The following is a 15,134-nucleotide window of genomic DNA, read 5'->3' as shown; positions in this document are numbered from 1 at the left end:
ACAACCGCGACGACGTTTACTGAATGATCAGGTTGTTGAACAACAGATCCTCGACCACCGGTTTGCCGGTCTCGTCATTCATCACCTGCTGGGTCTGCTTCAAGGCTTCCTGACGCAGTTTTTCCTTGCCCTCGATGCTGCCCATCGCATCGGTGGTCTGCTGAGTGAACAGCGCCACCAGTTGATTACGGATCAGCGGCTCGTTGGCCTTGACCAGTTTGGTCGCCTCTTCGCCGGTCACCCGCAGTGCCACGTCGGCCTTGTAGACCTTGAGCTTCGGAGTGCCATCCAGCCCGTAGTTGCCCACGAACGGCGGGCTCAGGGTGATGTAGTTGACCTTCGGCGCCTCGCCCTCTTTGGCTTCTTCGGCCAGCGCTGCCACAGGCAGAGACAGGGCCAGCAACAACATGATCCACGCTTTCACAATTCGCTCCTTATCCGGTTTGCGGCCTAGCATAACGACCCGCCGCACAAGCACAAGCTTATGGCGGACTATCAGGGCCGGGCATGCTCGTTGACCCGTTGACTGCCACACCTACACTTATCGGCCATCACTCCCAAAGGAATAGCCCTGATGAAAGCCGTGCTGTGCAAAGCCTTCGGCCCTGCCGAATCGCTGGTGCTGGAAGACGTCGCCAGTCCTGTCGCCAAGAAGAATGAAATCCTGCTGGACGTGCACGCCGCCGGGGTCAACTTCCCGGACACGCTGATCATCGAGGGCAAGTACCAGTTCAAGCCGCCCTTCCCGTTCTCGCCCGGTGGCGAGGCCGCCGGCGTGGTCAGCGAAGTGGGTGAAAAGGTCAGTCACCTGAAAGTCGGCGACCGGGTCATGGCCCTGACCGGCTGGGGCAGCTTCGCCGAGCAGGTCGCAGTGCCGGGCTATAACGTGCTGCCGATCCCGCCCTCGATGGATTTCAACACCGCCGCCGCGTTCAGCATGACCTACGGCACGTCGATGCACGCCCTCAAGCAGCGCGGCAACCTGCAACCGGGCGAAACCCTGTTGGTGCTTGGCGCTTCCGGTGGTGTTGGCCTGGCCGCCGTGGAAATCGGCAAAGCCATGGGCGCCCGGGTGATTGCCGCCGCCAGCAGCGCGGAAAAACTTGCCGTGGCCAAGGCTGCCGGTGCCGACGAACTGATCAACTACAGCGAAACCAGCCTCAAGGACGAGATCAAGCGTCTGACCGACGGCCAGGGCGCCGACGTGATCTACGACCCGGTCGGTGGCGACCTGTTCGACCAGGCCATCCGCGCCATCGCCTGGAACGGCCGCCTGCTGGTAGTCGGTTTCGCCAGCGGACGCATTCCCGAACTGCCGGTCAACCTCGCTCTGCTCAAGGGCGCGGCGGTACTCGGCGTGTTCTGGGGCTCCTTCGCCCAACGCCAGCCACAGGACAACGCGGCGAACTTCCAGCAACTGTTCGGCTGGTTCGCTGAGGGCAAGCTGAAGCCGCTGGTGTCACAGGTGTATCCGCTGGGCAATGCCGCGCAGGCGATCAATGATCTCGGGCAGCGCAAGGCTGTCGGAAAAGTCGTGGTGCAAGTGCGCTGAGCCTGAACTCTCCCAAGGCCAGAATCGCGGAACTAGCGGTTCTGGCCTTTTTTATATCAATGGAAAGTAGCCACAAATTTATTCAACGACTTGGCGGTAGATATGTACCGCAATCTTTGTAAAAAACCACGATAGTTTTCTGCCATACAGACACAAGGAGTAACTGTATGAGCAATCAAGACTGGACACCTGGCAAACTAACGATACACACACCAATCGTCATTTCTGACAAAGAGCAAGACTTTAAAGGCTTGGAAGGTGGTGGTTATGGTGGCCCGAGGCCGGGATATAGATTAAATGCTGCAACCGCGCAGCAAACACTTAGCGTTCGAAATACGTTAGATGGTGAATATCGTCAAAAACTTCTTGAAACACCAGCCGCAATCAACTCCGAGCTTATCAACAATGGAGTGACGAGCACCGAATCCAGCCTGCCATCTGATCTCCCCACTATTGAACGTGAAAAAAAACACCATAGCTCGGATGATTCAGCTAAAAAACGAGAGCCGGCAACGTAGCCTGATTCAGGCCAACAGCTTCTATGGCAGTGATCCCCACCACAAGTCAACGCAGGAGTATATAAATACTTTCAATACCCACTTAATCGGAAATGAGAGGGCGCCTGGAGAAGTCCATCGGCAGTGGAAAAAATCATATATGGCGGGCTATTCGGTCTGGCTGTATACCGAGTCTATCCGCATTCTCACACACCGTTTTCAACAGCTTGACGCTGCTCACGCGGCTGCGCTGGCTCGACAACATGCGGCACACCAAGCGGCAGTTCAACAGGCCATAGCGGCACGAGCGGCTGCTGAACAAGCGGCAAGAGCAGAGGCAGCGCGTGCTGCTGCCGAACACGCAGCACAGGAGCAAGCCAGGCAACGCGAAGCGGAGAAGCAGATTGAAGAACAGAGAGCACAAAGGGCCGCTTCTGAAGCTGCAGACCGGTTCGATGCAGTGCTTAAGCAGCTGACGGTAAATCGGCCAGAAGCCTCAAGTGAAAAACTTCAACGATTAAAGGAAACCCATCAAAAGCTGTATGCCGCGCATGTCGAAGCATCAAAAGCCGAGCGCGCATTCAAAAATTTCTACAATTTTCAAAGACGGAAAAGACGCTGGAAAACGATTAGGGACTCACAAAAAGAAATCAGTGAGCTAACAGGACAGATAAAAAACAGCACAAGGATAAAACTGCCTACTGTTGACGGTACTGTTACATCTGTTTACCCCTTGGTAATCAGCTCTGACGGACTAATTACGGGACTTGAAGGCTCGCCTTTCACCTTAGGCAAGGCGCTCGACACCCTCGGCGCCCTACGCGGGGCAATTTCCGCTGGGCCAGTCAGTACGTTTCTAGCTTCAGTTTTTTATACGCCGACACTCGGCAATGGCGAACTGCAGCGCAACCCGTTGATTCTTACGATCCCTTTATCACAACTCGCCCAGAACGATGGGCGTGTAGCACTTCCTGGACCGGCCGAGGCCAACTGGCTCCCTGCCCGCGCAGTATCGTCGGTTAAGAGAGAGCACACGCAGCTCTATTTACGCTCAGCCGATCCAGGTCAAACGGTCAGAGTCAGGCAAGCAAAGTTTAATCGCTCGGACAATCTCTACACCTTCACGACCGAGGGTTTGTTCCCAATCACGTTGACCTGGACGCCCAAGACGCCTCCTGGAGACGACATTCCCGCCACCACTGAATTGCCCGCAACCGACTCTGGAACCAGAATTTATTCCGGAGCCCGCGTTACCCAGATTGAAGGCCGGCTAGACGAGCACCCTGCCTGTGAAATAGACGACCCTGATGACTACATCCTGACGTTTCCCATCGAGTCGGGAATCGAATCCATCTACATGATGGCCACCCGCGGCGGCCCGCGTAATGAACCGGGTACGGTAATCGGCAGGGGTAAGGAGGTCGGGGGTAATTGGTTGGGTAGCGCGGCAGAATCAGGTGGCGCCCCGATTCCCGCGCAGATCGCAGATAAGTTGCGTGGTAAGGACTTCAGGAATTTCGACAGATTCAGGGAAGGGTTCTGGCGTGCAGTCGCTGCTGACTCGGAACTTTCAAAACAGTTCGGTAAGGCTGACCTAAAGTTATTAACGAATGGAGCAGCTCCTAGCACGGACGAGGTAGACTCTGTTGGCCGAAGGGACAAATACGAAATCCACCATATACATCACATCAAAGATGGTGGCGAAGTTTACAATATTGACAACTTAACCATAATCACCCCTCGCGCACATATAGAACTACACAAGAATGGTATAGAACCATGAAATTAAAAGACAAAATCGAAGATTATACCGAAACTGAATTTCTGCTTTTCGTAACGGAGTTTTTCGAGAATACAAACAGCCTCACCGGCGACGCACTAAGCGCATACACAAGTAATCTCGCACTTCATTTTGAGAAAATAACCGAGCACCCGAGAAAGCGCGCGGTAATTTTCCGACCGACACCCGACCGTGAGGACAGTGCCGCTGGAGTAGTAGAAGAAATCAAAAAATGGCGCCAGGCAAACGGCAAGCCCGGATTCAAGGCTGAATAATTCATAAATCAGACAGTGTCACACCTACAGCGACACTGTCTGGCTTTTTACTAAAGCAATTCGCGAATATCCTCCGGCAACAAATTCACATACCGACTATTCGGGCTTTTTCCACAGCGATCAATAATGTAGCGGGCACGCTCATTGAGCTTGGCAATCAAGCCCAGTCGACGTTCGTTCGAAAGCTGACTTGTATAAACCACGCTGGATAAATACGCCCGCGTGTAATGAAAGACCGGCAAGTGAACCCAGGAAGAAACCGGACGGCGAATGGCGTATTGGTGGAGATCGACACATCGCACTCTGCGCAGCCATTGGTTTGCATGAATCGGAGAGTCAATATCCAGTCGAAAAAACATGGGGGCGATGACTTCCATTTCTGCGGGTTTGCCCGCCTCTACCGTCCATGACCTGAATCGCCATTGCCGCAGGGCATCAGTGACCGCTGCGGAAAAATCAGGATGCTCACTTTCCAGAATAGCGATGTCACTCACCGAGCCATCTGCATTGGCGGTGAAACGCACACGAACCTCACCCATGACCCCCGCCTTGGCAAGTTCGCGAGGATAAACCGGACCCGGATTATTATCGGGGATCAACACCACCTCTGCTGCTCCTGCAATCCCCATCAACGCCAGTAGAACCAGAGCAAAAAACCACCGCATGACCCACCCCTTCAAGCTGAAATGCCGAACCGGCAACAGCACAAAGACTACGGAGCAATGGCTTTCAACTGAATGGCGCAGCTTCTGCTTTGGATGCAGGACATTGCCTAAGCTGCGACGGGAAATTGATCGAAAACGCTGCGTAAACGTTCGCAGGTAATTTTTCTGACAGACCACTCTCTCTGGCTGCCGTCCCGGCATTTCCCAGCAACAAGCGCTCCTGAACTTGCGGTTTTTCCGCATGACGGATGATCAGCACCGTGGCATTACGCAAACCGGACTGGGCCGGGTGATCGGCGTAAATCAATCCCAGCACCGCAACGGCGATAACCGCCGCCGCCAATAATCGACGCATGAGCATGCGAACCTTCAAAGCCATCATTCATCTCTGCTGATCAATCGGTCGACGGATCGCGAGTCTAAGCCAGCCCACCTTCACAAGTAGTGAAAACGCCCTGTTCTTACAGCAGAGCGACAGGTTCGTAAAAGAACGTGCGACTTCCAACATTTTCCACTGTTTTGCCGATGGTAAGCGGTGCTATTTTCGGTAACGAAACTGTAACATTCGCATCCGCAGTCAAAACAAGAAATCTGGAGCTCTTGAATGTTTGCTTTCTTTCGTCCTGCCGCACATCAGGCTCCATTGCCTGAAGAAAAAATCGACAGCACCTACCGACGCCTGCGTTGGCAGATCTTCGCCGGCATCTTCTTTGGTTACGCGGGTTACTACCTGCTGCGCAAGAACTTCTCGCTGGCCATGCCGTACCTGATCGACGAAGGCTACAGCCGTGGCGATCTGGGCCTGGCAATGTCGGCCATCGCCATCGCCTACGGTCTGTCCAAGTTCCTCATGGGCCTGGTTTCCGACCGCTCCAACCCGCGTTACTTCCTGCCGTTCGGCCTGCTGGTATCGGCCGGGGTGATGTTCATTTTCGGTTTCGCGCCTTGGGCAACCTCCAGCGTGACCATGATGATCATCCTGCTGTTCATCAACGGTTGGGCCCAAGGCATGGGCTGGCCGCCGAGCGGACGCACGATGGTGCACTGGTGGTCGCAGAAGGAACGTGGCGGCGTGGTGTCGGTGTGGAACGTGGCGCATAACGTCGGCGGCGGTCTGATCGGCCCGCTGTTCCTGATCGGCATGGGCCTGTTCAACGACTGGCACGCAGCGTTCTACGTCCCGGCTGCCGTCGCCCTGGCAGTAGCGGTATTCGCTTTCGTCACCATGCGCGACACCCCGCAATCGGTCGGCCTGCCGCCGATCGAGAAGTACAAGAACGACTACCCGGAAGGCTACGACGCCAGCCACGAAGACGAATTCAGCGCCAAGGAAATCTTCGTCAAATACGTGCTGCGCAACAAAATGCTCTGGTACATCGCCATGGCCAACGTCTTCGTTTACCTGCTGCGCTACGGCGTGCTGGACTGGGCGCCGACCTACCTGAAAGAAGCCAAGGGTTTCACCGTGGATAAAACCTCGTGGGCCTATTTCTTCTACGAATGGGCGGGGATTCCGGGCACGCTGCTGTGCGGCTGGATGTCGGACAAGATCTTCCGTGGCAACCGTGGCCTGACCGGCATGGTGTTCATGGCCCTGGTGACCGTCGCGACGCTGGTGTACTGGCTGAACCCGGCCGGCAACCCGACCATCGACATGATCGCGCTGTTCTCAATCGGCTTCCTGATCTACGGCCCGGTGATGCTGATCGGCCTGCAAGCGCTGGAACTGGCGCCGAAGAAGGCCGCCGGCACTGCCGCAGGCTTCACCGGTCTGTTCGGGTATCTGGGTGGTTCGGTCGCGGCCAGTGCAGCGATGGGCTACACCGTGGACCATTTCGGCTGGGATGGTGGTTTCGTGCTGCTGGTGGGCGCTTGCCTGCTGTCGATGGCCTTCCTGGCCCCGACCCTGTGGCACAAGCAAGTCGCCAGTCAGAGCCGTGAAGCGGTCGCCTGATCGGCCTTTGACTTACAGCGCTTGAGCCGCGCCTCCAGATTCCGGTCTGGCATGGCGTGGCTGCGCAGGGCGTGAGCGGTCTGCTCGACATAATCGCGAGTAGTGCCGTAACGTCCGCAAGCGCTTTCGAACACCTGGCTCAGCACATGATCCGGCAAGTTGCCGGCATAGCTGGGCAGGTGTCGCTCCAATACGAATCCCAAGGCCTGAACCTGGCTGCCATCTTCGAGTCGGCAGTTGAGCCAGTGTGGCCGATAGGACGGGAACGGCATTTCGCGTTTCCACAATGCATACAGCGCGCTGTCCAGGTTCTCTTCCGGCAACCGATAGGCGAAGCCGCTGCACGAACCGCCACGATCCAGACCAAAGACCAGACCCGGCATTTCCGGCGTGCCGCGATGCTCGTGAGACCACAAGTACAAGCCACGGTGATAGCCATGCACGCGCCCACGCACCCGCTCGACGGCTGTGCATTCCGGCCGCCAGATCAGCGAACCGTAGGCGAACAGCCACACCGGCCCGCCCTTGTGGCGTGCCATGGTCGATTGCATGGAAGCGAGAAGTTGTTCGTGCGTCAGCTGCGGCCCAAGATCGAGCCGCGGAGGGTAAGCCAGGTTCAGAAAAGCGTTTTCAATGGCGCTCATGGCGAATAGCGTTCAGCTCCCCGCGGGTGAAGAATTACTTAATAGAACGCACCGCTGTAACAATAAGGCACATATGTTTTAAGGCAATTTGAGTGCCATGGCACAGTTCTTAATTGATTGCCAGATGGATATATAACCTACCGGCATTTATGTAATTACATAAATACCGATCGGCTATATGTAGAGTTATAACGAACTCAGGAGCGGGGTGCGTAAGCAAACACATCCGCACGCATCTGATGGGCATCCATCCCGGCTTCGACCAGCGCATCCAGCGTGCCGTAGACCATGGCCGGCGAGCCACTGGCATAGACGTGCAGCGATTTCAGATCAGGGAAATCCTCACATACCGCTTCGTGCAACATGCCGCAGCGCCCTTCCCAGCCGCACTGATCACTGACGACCTTGTGCAGGAAAAGATTGGGCAACTTCAGCCATTCGTCCCAATGCTCGATTTCATAAAAATCTTCCGGACGACGCACGCCCCAATACAGATGCACCGGGTGTTTGAAGCCCGTGGCCCGGCAATGCTCGATCAGGCTGTGGATCTGGCCCATGCCAGTACCAGCGGCGATCAGCACCAGCGGCCCGTCCGGCAGTTCCGCCAGGTGGGTATCGCCGAACGGCAGTTCGACCCGCACCATCGGGTTGCGCCTGAGCTGATCGATCAGGCTCAGCGCACTGGATTCGCGCGCCAGCACATGGATTTCCAGATCACGCCCGCCGTGAGGCGCCGAAGCCATGGAGAACGCCGATTTCTCGCCGTTCTCGCGCTCGATCATCAAATACTGACCGGCGTGATAGCGCGGCGGCTTGCCGGCCGGTGCCCGCAGGCGCACACGAAAGGTATCGCCACCGACGTCCCGGCATTCGATGACCTGACACGACACGCTGCGCACCGGCAGTTCTCCCAGCGCGAGCACGCCATCCCACAGCACGATGCAGTCTTCCAGCGGCTCCGCTATGCAAGTGTAGAACTCGCCGTGGTCGTGCACCTTGCCGGCCTGTTCGACCCGGCCTTCCACCAGCAGCGCTGCACACACATGGCAGTTACCATTGCGGCAGCTTTGCGGGCATTCGTAGCCCAGGCGCCGCGCGCCATCGAGAATCCGCTCTCCGGGCTGTATCTCGAGCACCGCTCCGGAGGGCTGCAGGGTTACACGCATCAATCTATTCCTAACTGATTCCAGATGGCATCGATCCGTTGGGTGACGGCGTCATCCTTGACGATGACGCGGCCCCACTCGCGAGTGGTTTCGCCCGGCCACTTGTGGGTGGCGTCCAGGCCCATCTTCGAGCCGAGCCCCGACACCGGCGAAGCGAAGTCGAGGTAGTCGATCGGCGTATTGTCGATCATCACCGTGTCGCGCTTGGGGTCCATGCGCGTGGTGATGGCCCAGATCACGTCGTTCCAGTCCCGCGCGTTGATGTCGTCGTCAGTGACAATAACGAACTTGGTGTACATGAACTGTCGCAAAAACGACCAGACACCCAGCATCACGCGCTTGGCGTGGCCCGGATACGACTTCTTCATCGTCACCACGGCCATGCGGTACGAGCAGCCTTCCGGCGGCAGGTAGAAGTCGGTGATCTCCGGGAACTGCTTCTGCAGGATCGGCACGAACACTTCATTCAGTGCCACACCGAGAATCGCCGGCTCATCCGGCGGACGGCCGGTGTAGGTGCTGTGGTAGATCGGCTTGATCCGGTGGGTGATGCGCTCGACGGTGAACACCGGGAAGCTGTCGACTTCGTTGTAGTAACCGGTGTGATCGCCGTACGGGCCTTCATCGGCCATTTCACCCGGATGAATCACGCCTTCGAGAATGATTTCGGCAGTCGCCGGCACTTGCAGGTCGTTGCCACGGCACTTCACCAGCTCCGTGCGGCTGTCGCGCAGCAGACCGGCGAAGGCATATTCGGAGAGGCTGTCCGGCACCGGCGTCACCGCGCCAAGAATGGTCGCAGGATCCGCGCCAAGAGCCACGGACACCGGGAACGGCTGGCCCGGATGCTTCTCGCACCACTCACGGAAATCCAGCGCACCGCCACGGTGGCTGAGCCAGCGCATGATGACCTTGTTGCGGCCGATCACTTGCTGACGGTAGATGCCGAGGTTCTGCCGATCCTTGTTCGGACCTTTGGTGACGGTCAGGCCCCAGGTGATCAGCGGCGCCACGTCGCCCGGCCAGCAGGTCTGCACCGGCAGCATCGCCAGATCGACATCGTCGCCTTCGATGACCACTTCCTGGCACGGTGCGTCTTTGATGACTTTCGGCGCCATCGCGATGATCTTGCGGAAGATCGGCAGCTTCGACCACGCGTCTTTCAAGCCCTTCGGCGGCTCAGGTTCCTTGAGGAACGCCAGCAGCTTGCCGATTTCGCGCAGCTCGCCGACCGACTCGGCACCCATGCCCATGGCGACCCGCTCGGGCGTGCCGAACAGGTTGCCGAGCACCGGAATGTCATAGCCGGTCGGTTTTTCGAACAGCAACGCCGGGCCCTTGGCCCGCAACGTGCGGTCGCACACCTCGGTCATTTCCAGCACCGGCGAGACGGGAATCTGGATGCGTTTCAACTCTCCGCGCTGCTCAAGCTGCTGCACGAAATCCCGAAGATCCTTGAATTTCATTGACGATGGCACCCTCAAAATAGGCGTACATCCTACCTGCTATGCCGGTCGCTGGCAGCCCGTCACTGCTTACTTGGCTGCATTCGCCTGACCTTTTCCAAGATTTGTCCTGGCCTGCAGGCTAACAAACAAGGGTTCTAGGATCGGTGCCACGAAACGTGCGCCGACCTCCGACAGGTGATTGTCATCGGTGTACAGCGAGTAACCACCGAGCTCTGCACGGCAAAGACCGCTCTCATCGCACAGCTTCGGCGCCGGATCGATGACGCGTACCGCCGGATCCTTCGCCAGATCAGCGAACAGCTGACTGATGAAAGCCTGGCGTTTGTGGTGTTCAGCGACGTTCAACCCGACGTCGTCCACAGGACGATCGAGCATCGCCAGCCGCGTCAGACGGTATGGCGGGCTGAAGTCCTGCAACGGCGCCTCTTTTACCAACCAGACCCGATGCCCACCGGCCCGCAACTGCGCCACCCGCTCGCGCAGACCATCAGTCAGGCGTTGCTCGGCGACGGCACGGTCGTATTGCCCGTCAGGCGTTCTCAAGACATGGCCCAGATCACCTTTGGCATCGCCATAGAGATACAGACTCCAGCGCGCAACCAGCACCACATCACTGACGGCTTGCGGTTTGATTGCCTGCACCACTCGTTGGTTGAACCGCGCGCAGCGGGCGTCATGCTCAAGACCTTCCACCGGTATGCAGCCCGGCGAACTGGCGAGCATCACGCTGACGCCATGGGCTTTTGCCCCGTCATCAAAGACCGGGATCAACGCCGTGGCATGACTGTCGCCCCAGACCAGCGCCCGCGAAGCACGGTTTTGCAATCCGTAATGGCAAAACAGCTTGTCATCGGGAGTCTTGTCGTCGGCCAGGCATGCCATCAACTCCGGCCGCCATTCACGGCCCTTGGCGTATTGCAGCGCCTGATCGGACAACCGCCATGGCAACCCATCGGTCCAGCGCAGGGTTTGTCCGGCCAACCCAAGCACCAGCACGCCGCAGGCACCGGCCAGGAGAATCTGCCGACGCCCGGCCAAGACGCGACGCTCGCGAAATGGCGTCTCGATGAGTTTCCATGACAGATAACCCAGCACCAGCGTCAGCAGGATCATCCCGGCGCTGTCGAAGGCGCCCGGTTCCTCGACGCTGGCGTAGCTGGAAAACACGAACACCGGCCAGTGCCACAAATACCAGGAATAGGAAATCAGGCCCAGGCCGACCATGGCCCGACTGCTCAAGAATTGACCCACCCAGGTCTGGCGATGACCGTTGGCCAGAATCAGCAGCACAACGCCAAGCACCGGCAGCAATGCAGCCGCACCGGGAAACGGTGTGCGCTTGTCGAAACCGAACACCGCCAACAGAATCAGGCCCATGCCGAGCAAGCTCAAGAATTGCGCCGCCATCGGCTTGAGGCGCCAGCCATGCATCGGCGCGATCGCCAGCATCGCTCCGGCCAGCAGCTCCCACGCTCGCATCGGTAACAGAAAGAAGGCTTTTTCCGGGTGCTGATGGACCGCCCAGACGCTCAGCCCGAACGACACGAGCAGTACGCCGAACAACGCCAGCCGCCAGTGTTTCAAGCGACTCGACATCAGCGTCAGCAACAGCGGGAAGACGATATAGAACTGTTCCTCCACCGCCAGCGACCAGGTGTGCAGCAGCGGTTTGAGGTCCGAGGCGACATCGAAATAGCCGTCCTGGCGCATGAACAGGATGTTCGAGACGAACATCACCTGATAACGCACCGAGCGCCCGAGCTCTTCGTAGTCCTTGGGCGCCATGAGAAACCAGCCCACCGCCAGCACCGCGATGATCATCGCAAACAGCGCAGGCAGAATCCGCCGCGCACGCCGCGACCAGAACTCGACGAAACTGAAACGGCCGGTCTGGCGCTGGTTCCAGATGATCGAGGTGATGAGGTAACCGGAAATCACGAAAAACACGTCCACACCGACAAAACCGCCGGTGAAACCCGGGACGCCAAAATGGAACAGCACCACGGCAATCACCGCGACTGCCCGCAAGCCGTCGATATCCCTTCGATAAGCGAGTGTGCTCATAAATCTCTAATGCCAATCAGATGGTTGTTTTTTGTACAGCATCGAACGCTGCTTGTTGTTTTGCCAAGTCACTGACCTTACCAGATCGCAAACCTCCTGCCGGCCGGACAAAAAACAGGCAAAAAAAATGGCGCCCCCAAAGGGGCGCCATTTTCTGAATCAACCGGCGATGTTACTTGCGCTTCATCGACAGGAAGAATTCGTCGTTGGTCTTGGTCGTTTTCAGCTTGTCGACCAGGAACTCGATGGCCGCCACTTCGTCCATCGGGTGCAGCAGTTTGCGCAGGATCCACATACGCTGCAGTTCGTCGTCGGCGGTCAGCAGCTCTTCGCGACGGGTACCGGACTTGTTGATGTTGATGGCCGGGAACACACGCTTCTCGGCGATACGACGGTCCAGTGGCAGCTCCATGTTGCCGGTGCCCTTGAACTCTTCGTAGATCACTTCGTCCATCTTCGAGCCGGTTTCAACCAGCGCGGTGGCGATGATGGTCAGCGAGCCGCCTTCTTCGATGTTGCGCGCGGCGCCGAAGAAACGCTTCGGTTTCTCCAGGGCGTGGGCATCGACACCACCGGTCAGCACCTTGCCGGAGCTCGGGATCACGGTGTTGTAGGCACGGGCCAGACGGGTGATGGAGTCGAGCAGGATCACCACGTCCTTTTTGTGTTCGACCAGGCGCTTGGCCTTCTCGATCACCATTTCAGCCACTTGCACGTGACGGGTCGGCGGCTCGTCGAAGGTCGAGGCAACCACTTCGCCGCGCACGGTGCGCTGCATTTCGGTCACTTCTTCCGGACGCTCGTCGATCAACAGCACGATCAGGTGAACTTCAGGATTGTTACGGGCGATGTTCGCTGCAATGTTTTGCAGCATGATCGTTTTACCGGCTTTCGGCGGTGCAACGATCAGACCACGCTGGCCTTTGCCGATCGGAGCGCACAGGTCGATCACACGACCGGTCAGGTCTTCGGTGGAACCGTTGCCGGCTTCCATCTTCATGCGCACGGTCGGGAACAGCGGGGTCAGGTTCTCGAAGAGAATCTTGTTCTTCGCGTTCTCAGGACGATCGAAGTTGATCGTGTCAACCTTGAGCAGGGCGAAATAACGCTCGCCTTCCTTAGGAGGGCGGATCTTGCCAACGATGGTGTCACCGGTACGCAAGTTGAAACGGCGGATCTGGCTCGGCGAGACGTAGATGTCGTCAGGGCCGGCGAGGTAGGAAGCGTCAGCGGAGCGCAGGAAGCCGAAGCCGTCCTGGAGAATCTCCAGCACGCCATCACCGGAGATTTCCTCACCGCTTTTAGCGTGCTTTTTCAGCAGGGAGAAAATCACGTCCTGCTTGCGCGAACGGGCCATATTTTCTATGCCCATCTGTTCGGCCAATTCGAGCAGTTCGGTAATCGGCTTTTGCTTGAGTTCAGTCAGATTCATATAGGAATGACGTAATCATTTATGGAGGGGGGGAAATTAAGCTTTTGGCTTAATGAGGCCGCGCCGCGGAGAAGGCGACAGGATCGCGTACTTATTCGAAAAGGAGTGCGTCGGCGACGGCTAGCAGGGGGCAGTGGAGAAACCAGTGCGGGGCCGAATGTACCACCTGAGTTTCGGAGCGTCTAGCCCTGAATACGCAAAAAGCCCCGCAATTTGCGGGGCTTTTTGCGGACAATCTTTACCGCGACGCTTAGATGTTGGCGTCGAGGAAAGCAGCCAGTTGCGACTTCGACAGAGCGCCGACCTTGGTCGCTTCCACGTTGCCGTTCTTGAACAGCATCAGGGTCGGAATACCACGTACGCCGTGCTTGGCAGGGGTTTCCTGGTTTTCGTCGATGTTCAGCTTGGCGACGGTCAGCTTGCCTTTGTAAGTCTCTGCAATCTCGTCCAGAACCGGAGCGATCATTTTGCAAGGGCCGCACCATTCAGCCCAGTAGTCGACCAGGACAGCGCCTTCGGCCTTGAGTACATCGGCTTCGAAGCTAGCGTCGCTAACGTGTTTGATCAGATCGCTGCTCATGGAATTCTCCAGGTTGTAAGCAAAAAAACGTGGCCCATCATAGCCGCCCTTCCCTTGTTCAGGAAGCCGCAGATGATTGAGTCTTGCTATGGCACTCGATGAGTTTGGGTATAGCTCAAGTCACGCGCTGGCGGGGGCGATGAAGGAAATTCCGGTACGCAGGGCCGCGTTGCGCACGTGCTCCTGCATGGCTTTCTGCGCGGCGGCGGAAGCCCGGCGAGCCAAGGCACGGAGGATCTTGCGGTGTTCCTGCCAGGTTTCCATGGCCCGCTCGGCGCGGATGAACGGTAGTTTCTGGCTCTCCAGAAAGATGTCGGCGCTGGCGGTGAGGATGCTCAGCATCGCCTGATTGCCGCTGGCCAGCAGGATCCGCCGGTGGAATTCGAAATCCAGTTTCGCCGCTGCCTCGAAGTCACCGACGCGCAGTTGCTCGCGCATGGCGGCAACGTTGTCTTCCAGTTCGTCCAGATCAAACGTGCTCAGCGTCACCGCCGCCAGACCGGCCGCAAACCCTTCCAGCGCATAGCGCAACTGAAAGATTTCCAGCGGCGAAGCCTGGGCGGCAAACGGCCAGGCCGGCGCGCCCTCGCCACGCGGCAGCTCCACCGGTGCCTGCACGAACACGCCTTTGCCCGGCTGGATGCTGACCACACCCAGCGCGCTCAATGACGACAACGCCTCACGCAACGAAGCGCGGCTGACGCCCAGCTGAACCGCCAGATCCCGTTGCGAGGGCAACGCATCGCCGGGGCCGAAGCCCTGCTCGGTAATCAGTTTGCGGATCGCTTGCAGCGCCACTTCGGGTACGGCGCGGGAGATCGAGTTCATGGTTTTCCAGACGGACCAGGCCAAGGTGCGGCCAGTTGTAATGCTATTCGAAGGATCAGGCAAGTCGTGCCCCAGCGGGGTTCGGCGGCGCAAGCCGATGCGCTATCGCAGTGCGAAACCCGACCTGACTGTTCAGACCAGTAAGACCGAACAAACCCGCTAAACCCGTGGCTTTGCATAACGAAATCGGCGTTTTGGCACGCCCCGTGCTCTGTCCGATCGCAGAAT

Annotated in this window: 15 protein-coding genes; 5 read left to right on the top strand and 10 right to left on the bottom strand. The window is 58.0% G+C overall.

Annotated features, from left to right (window positions below; translation table 11 throughout):
* Window positions 1-16: 16 nt before the first annotated feature.
* On the bottom strand, window positions 17-424 hold the full coding sequence (locus tag ACODTD_RS13115; protein ID WP_007951814.1) for a flagellar basal body-associated protein FliL: 408 nt from the start codon (window positions 422-424) through the stop codon (window positions 17-19).
* A 150-nt stretch (window positions 425-574) separates the two neighbouring features.
* On the opposite strand from ACODTD_RS13115, the gene ACODTD_RS13110 reads away from it, so the two are divergent.
* The 4 genes from ACODTD_RS13110 (at window position 575) to ACODTD_RS13095 (ending at window position 4,104) form a co-directional block, all read left to right on the top strand.
* Entirely contained in the window at window positions 575-1,552 is a 978-nt protein-coding gene (locus tag ACODTD_RS13110; RefSeq protein ID WP_011336478.1) for an NADPH:quinone oxidoreductase family protein, read from the top strand.
* A gap of 167 nt (window positions 1,553-1,719) precedes the next feature.
* Window positions 1,720-2,070, top strand: coding sequence for a hypothetical protein (locus tag ACODTD_RS13105; RefSeq protein ID WP_221615787.1), 351 nt, complete (start codon window positions 1,720-1,722; stop codon window positions 2,068-2,070).
* Window positions 2,036-3,832 (top strand): S-type pyocin domain-containing protein, encoded by a 1,797-nt coding sequence (locus tag ACODTD_RS13100; RefSeq protein WP_489104908.1) that lies wholly within the window; start codon window positions 2,036-2,038, stop codon window positions 3,830-3,832. Before ACODTD_RS13105 ends, ACODTD_RS13100 begins: the two co-directional genes overlap by 35 nt.
* Window positions 3,829-4,104: a bacteriocin immunity protein gene (locus ACODTD_RS13095; RefSeq protein ID WP_011336728.1), complete on the top strand. Its 276-nt coding sequence runs from the start codon at window positions 3,829-3,831 to the stop codon at window positions 4,102-4,104. Before ACODTD_RS13100 ends, ACODTD_RS13095 begins: the two co-directional genes overlap by 4 nt.
* Window positions 4,105-4,154: 50 nt before the next feature.
* Here ACODTD_RS13095 and ACODTD_RS13090 read toward each other — a convergent pair whose 3' ends face one another.
* Together ACODTD_RS13090 and ACODTD_RS13085 are read right to left on the bottom strand one after the other, a co-directional pair.
* Window positions 4,155-4,769 carry an energy transducer TonB gene (locus ACODTD_RS13090; RefSeq protein WP_041475457.1) on the bottom strand — a complete coding sequence of 205 codons (615 nt, stop codon included), beginning with the start codon at window positions 4,767-4,769 and terminating at the stop codon, window positions 4,155-4,157.
* Window positions 4,770-4,833: 64 nt separating this feature from the next.
* Window positions 4,834-5,151, bottom strand: a complete 318-nt coding sequence (locus tag ACODTD_RS13085) for a hypothetical protein (protein WP_011336480.1) — start codon at window positions 5,149-5,151, stop codon at window positions 4,834-4,836.
* Window positions 5,152-5,373: 222 nt separating this feature from the next.
* Between ACODTD_RS13085 and glpT the strand changes: the two genes are divergently transcribed.
* Window positions 5,374-6,723: a glycerol-3-phosphate transporter gene (gene glpT / locus ACODTD_RS13080; protein ID WP_489104907.1), complete on the top strand. Its 1,350-nt coding sequence runs from the start codon at window positions 5,374-5,376 to the stop codon at window positions 6,721-6,723.
* Here glpT and ACODTD_RS13075 read toward each other — a convergent pair.
* From ACODTD_RS13075 to ACODTD_RS13045, 7 genes are all read right to left on the bottom strand, one after another.
* On the bottom strand, window positions 6,699-7,367 hold the full coding sequence (locus ACODTD_RS13075; protein ID WP_064379938.1) for a gamma-glutamylcyclotransferase: 669 nt from the start codon (window positions 7,365-7,367) through the stop codon (window positions 6,699-6,701). The genes glpT and ACODTD_RS13075 overlap by 25 nt on opposite strands.
* A gap of 197 nt (window positions 7,368-7,564) precedes the next feature.
* Window positions 7,565-8,533, bottom strand: coding sequence for a CDP-6-deoxy-delta-3,4-glucoseen reductase (locus ACODTD_RS13070; protein WP_064379936.1), 969 nt, complete (start codon window positions 8,531-8,533; stop codon window positions 7,565-7,567).
* Window positions 8,533-9,999 (bottom strand): 4-hydroxy-3-polyprenylbenzoate decarboxylase, encoded by a 1,467-nt coding sequence (gene ubiD, locus ACODTD_RS13065; RefSeq protein ID WP_221615789.1) that lies wholly within the window; start codon window positions 9,997-9,999, stop codon window positions 8,533-8,535. Before ubiD ends, ACODTD_RS13070 begins: the two co-directional genes overlap by 1 nt.
* Before the next feature lie 69 nt (window positions 10,000-10,068).
* The gene (locus ACODTD_RS13060) at window positions 10,069-12,066 is read right to left on the bottom strand and encodes an acyltransferase family protein (protein WP_221615790.1); all 1,998 of its coding nucleotides are present in this window, start codon (window positions 12,064-12,066) and stop codon (window positions 10,069-10,071) included.
* Between the two features lie 172 nt (window positions 12,067-12,238).
* Window positions 12,239-13,498: a transcription termination factor Rho gene (rho, locus tag ACODTD_RS13055; protein ID WP_011336486.1), complete on the bottom strand. Its 1,260-nt coding sequence runs from the start codon at window positions 13,496-13,498 to the stop codon at window positions 12,239-12,241.
* Window positions 13,499-13,748: 250 nt separating this feature from the next.
* Window positions 13,749-14,078: a thioredoxin TrxA gene (gene trxA, locus ACODTD_RS13050; RefSeq protein ID WP_003206727.1), complete on the bottom strand. Its 330-nt coding sequence runs from the start codon at window positions 14,076-14,078 to the stop codon at window positions 13,749-13,751.
* Between the two features lie 120 nt (window positions 14,079-14,198).
* Window positions 14,199-14,906 (bottom strand): FadR/GntR family transcriptional regulator, encoded by a 708-nt coding sequence (locus ACODTD_RS13045; RefSeq protein WP_011336487.1) that lies wholly within the window; start codon window positions 14,904-14,906, stop codon window positions 14,199-14,201.
* Window positions 14,907-15,134 lie beyond the last annotated feature (228 nt).

The organism is Pseudomonas sp. FG35, from assembly GCF_057809295.1.
The sequence above is the reverse complement of the archived record's forward strand: the minus strand, read 5'-3'. Positions and strand labels throughout refer to the sequence as shown.

What these genes read in the sequence shown, in the direction of transcription:
- ACODTD_RS13045 (WP_011336487.1), bottom strand. Translation starts at nt 14,906, where the DNA reads ATGAACTCGATCTCCCGCGCCGTACCCGAAGTGGCGCTGCAAGCGATC.
- rho (WP_011336486.1), bottom strand. Translation starts at nt 13,498, where the DNA reads ATGAATCTGACTGAACTCAAGCAAAAGCCGATTACCGAACTGCTCGAA.
- ubiD (WP_221615789.1), bottom strand. Translation starts at nt 9,999, where the DNA reads ATGAAATTCAAGGATCTTCGGGATTTCGTGCAGCAGCTTGAGCAGCGC.
- ACODTD_RS13085 (WP_011336480.1), bottom strand. Translation starts at nt 5,151, where the DNA reads ATGATGGCTTTGAAGGTTCGCATGCTCATGCGTCGATTATTGGCGGCG.
- ACODTD_RS13105 (WP_221615787.1), top strand. Translation starts at nt 1,720, where the DNA reads ATGAGCAATCAAGACTGGACACCTGGCAAACTAACGATACACACACCA.
- glpT (WP_489104907.1), top strand. Translation starts at nt 5,374, where the DNA reads ATGTTTGCTTTCTTTCGTCCTGCCGCACATCAGGCTCCATTGCCTGAA.
- trxA (WP_003206727.1), bottom strand. Translation starts at nt 14,078, where the DNA reads ATGAGCAGCGATCTGATCAAACACGTTAGCGACGCTAGCTTCGAAGCC.
- ACODTD_RS13100 (WP_489104908.1), top strand. Translation starts at nt 2,036, where the DNA reads ATGATTCAGCTAAAAAACGAGAGCCGGCAACGTAGCCTGATTCAGGCC.
- ACODTD_RS13090 (WP_041475457.1), bottom strand. Translation starts at nt 4,769, where the DNA reads ATGCGGTGGTTTTTTGCTCTGGTTCTACTGGCGTTGATGGGGATTGCA.
- ACODTD_RS13070 (WP_064379936.1), bottom strand. Translation starts at nt 8,533, where the DNA reads ATGCGTGTAACCCTGCAGCCCTCCGGAGCGGTGCTCGAGATACAGCCC.
- ACODTD_RS13060 (WP_221615790.1), bottom strand. Translation starts at nt 12,066, where the DNA reads ATGAGCACACTCGCTTATCGAAGGGATATCGACGGCTTGCGGGCAGTC.
- ACODTD_RS13075 (WP_064379938.1), bottom strand. Translation starts at nt 7,367, where the DNA reads ATGAGCGCCATTGAAAACGCTTTTCTGAACCTGGCTTACCCTCCGCGG.
- ACODTD_RS13110 (WP_011336478.1), top strand. Translation starts at nt 575, where the DNA reads ATGAAAGCCGTGCTGTGCAAAGCCTTCGGCCCTGCCGAATCGCTGGTG.
- ACODTD_RS13095 (WP_011336728.1), top strand. Translation starts at nt 3,829, where the DNA reads ATGAAATTAAAAGACAAAATCGAAGATTATACCGAAACTGAATTTCTG.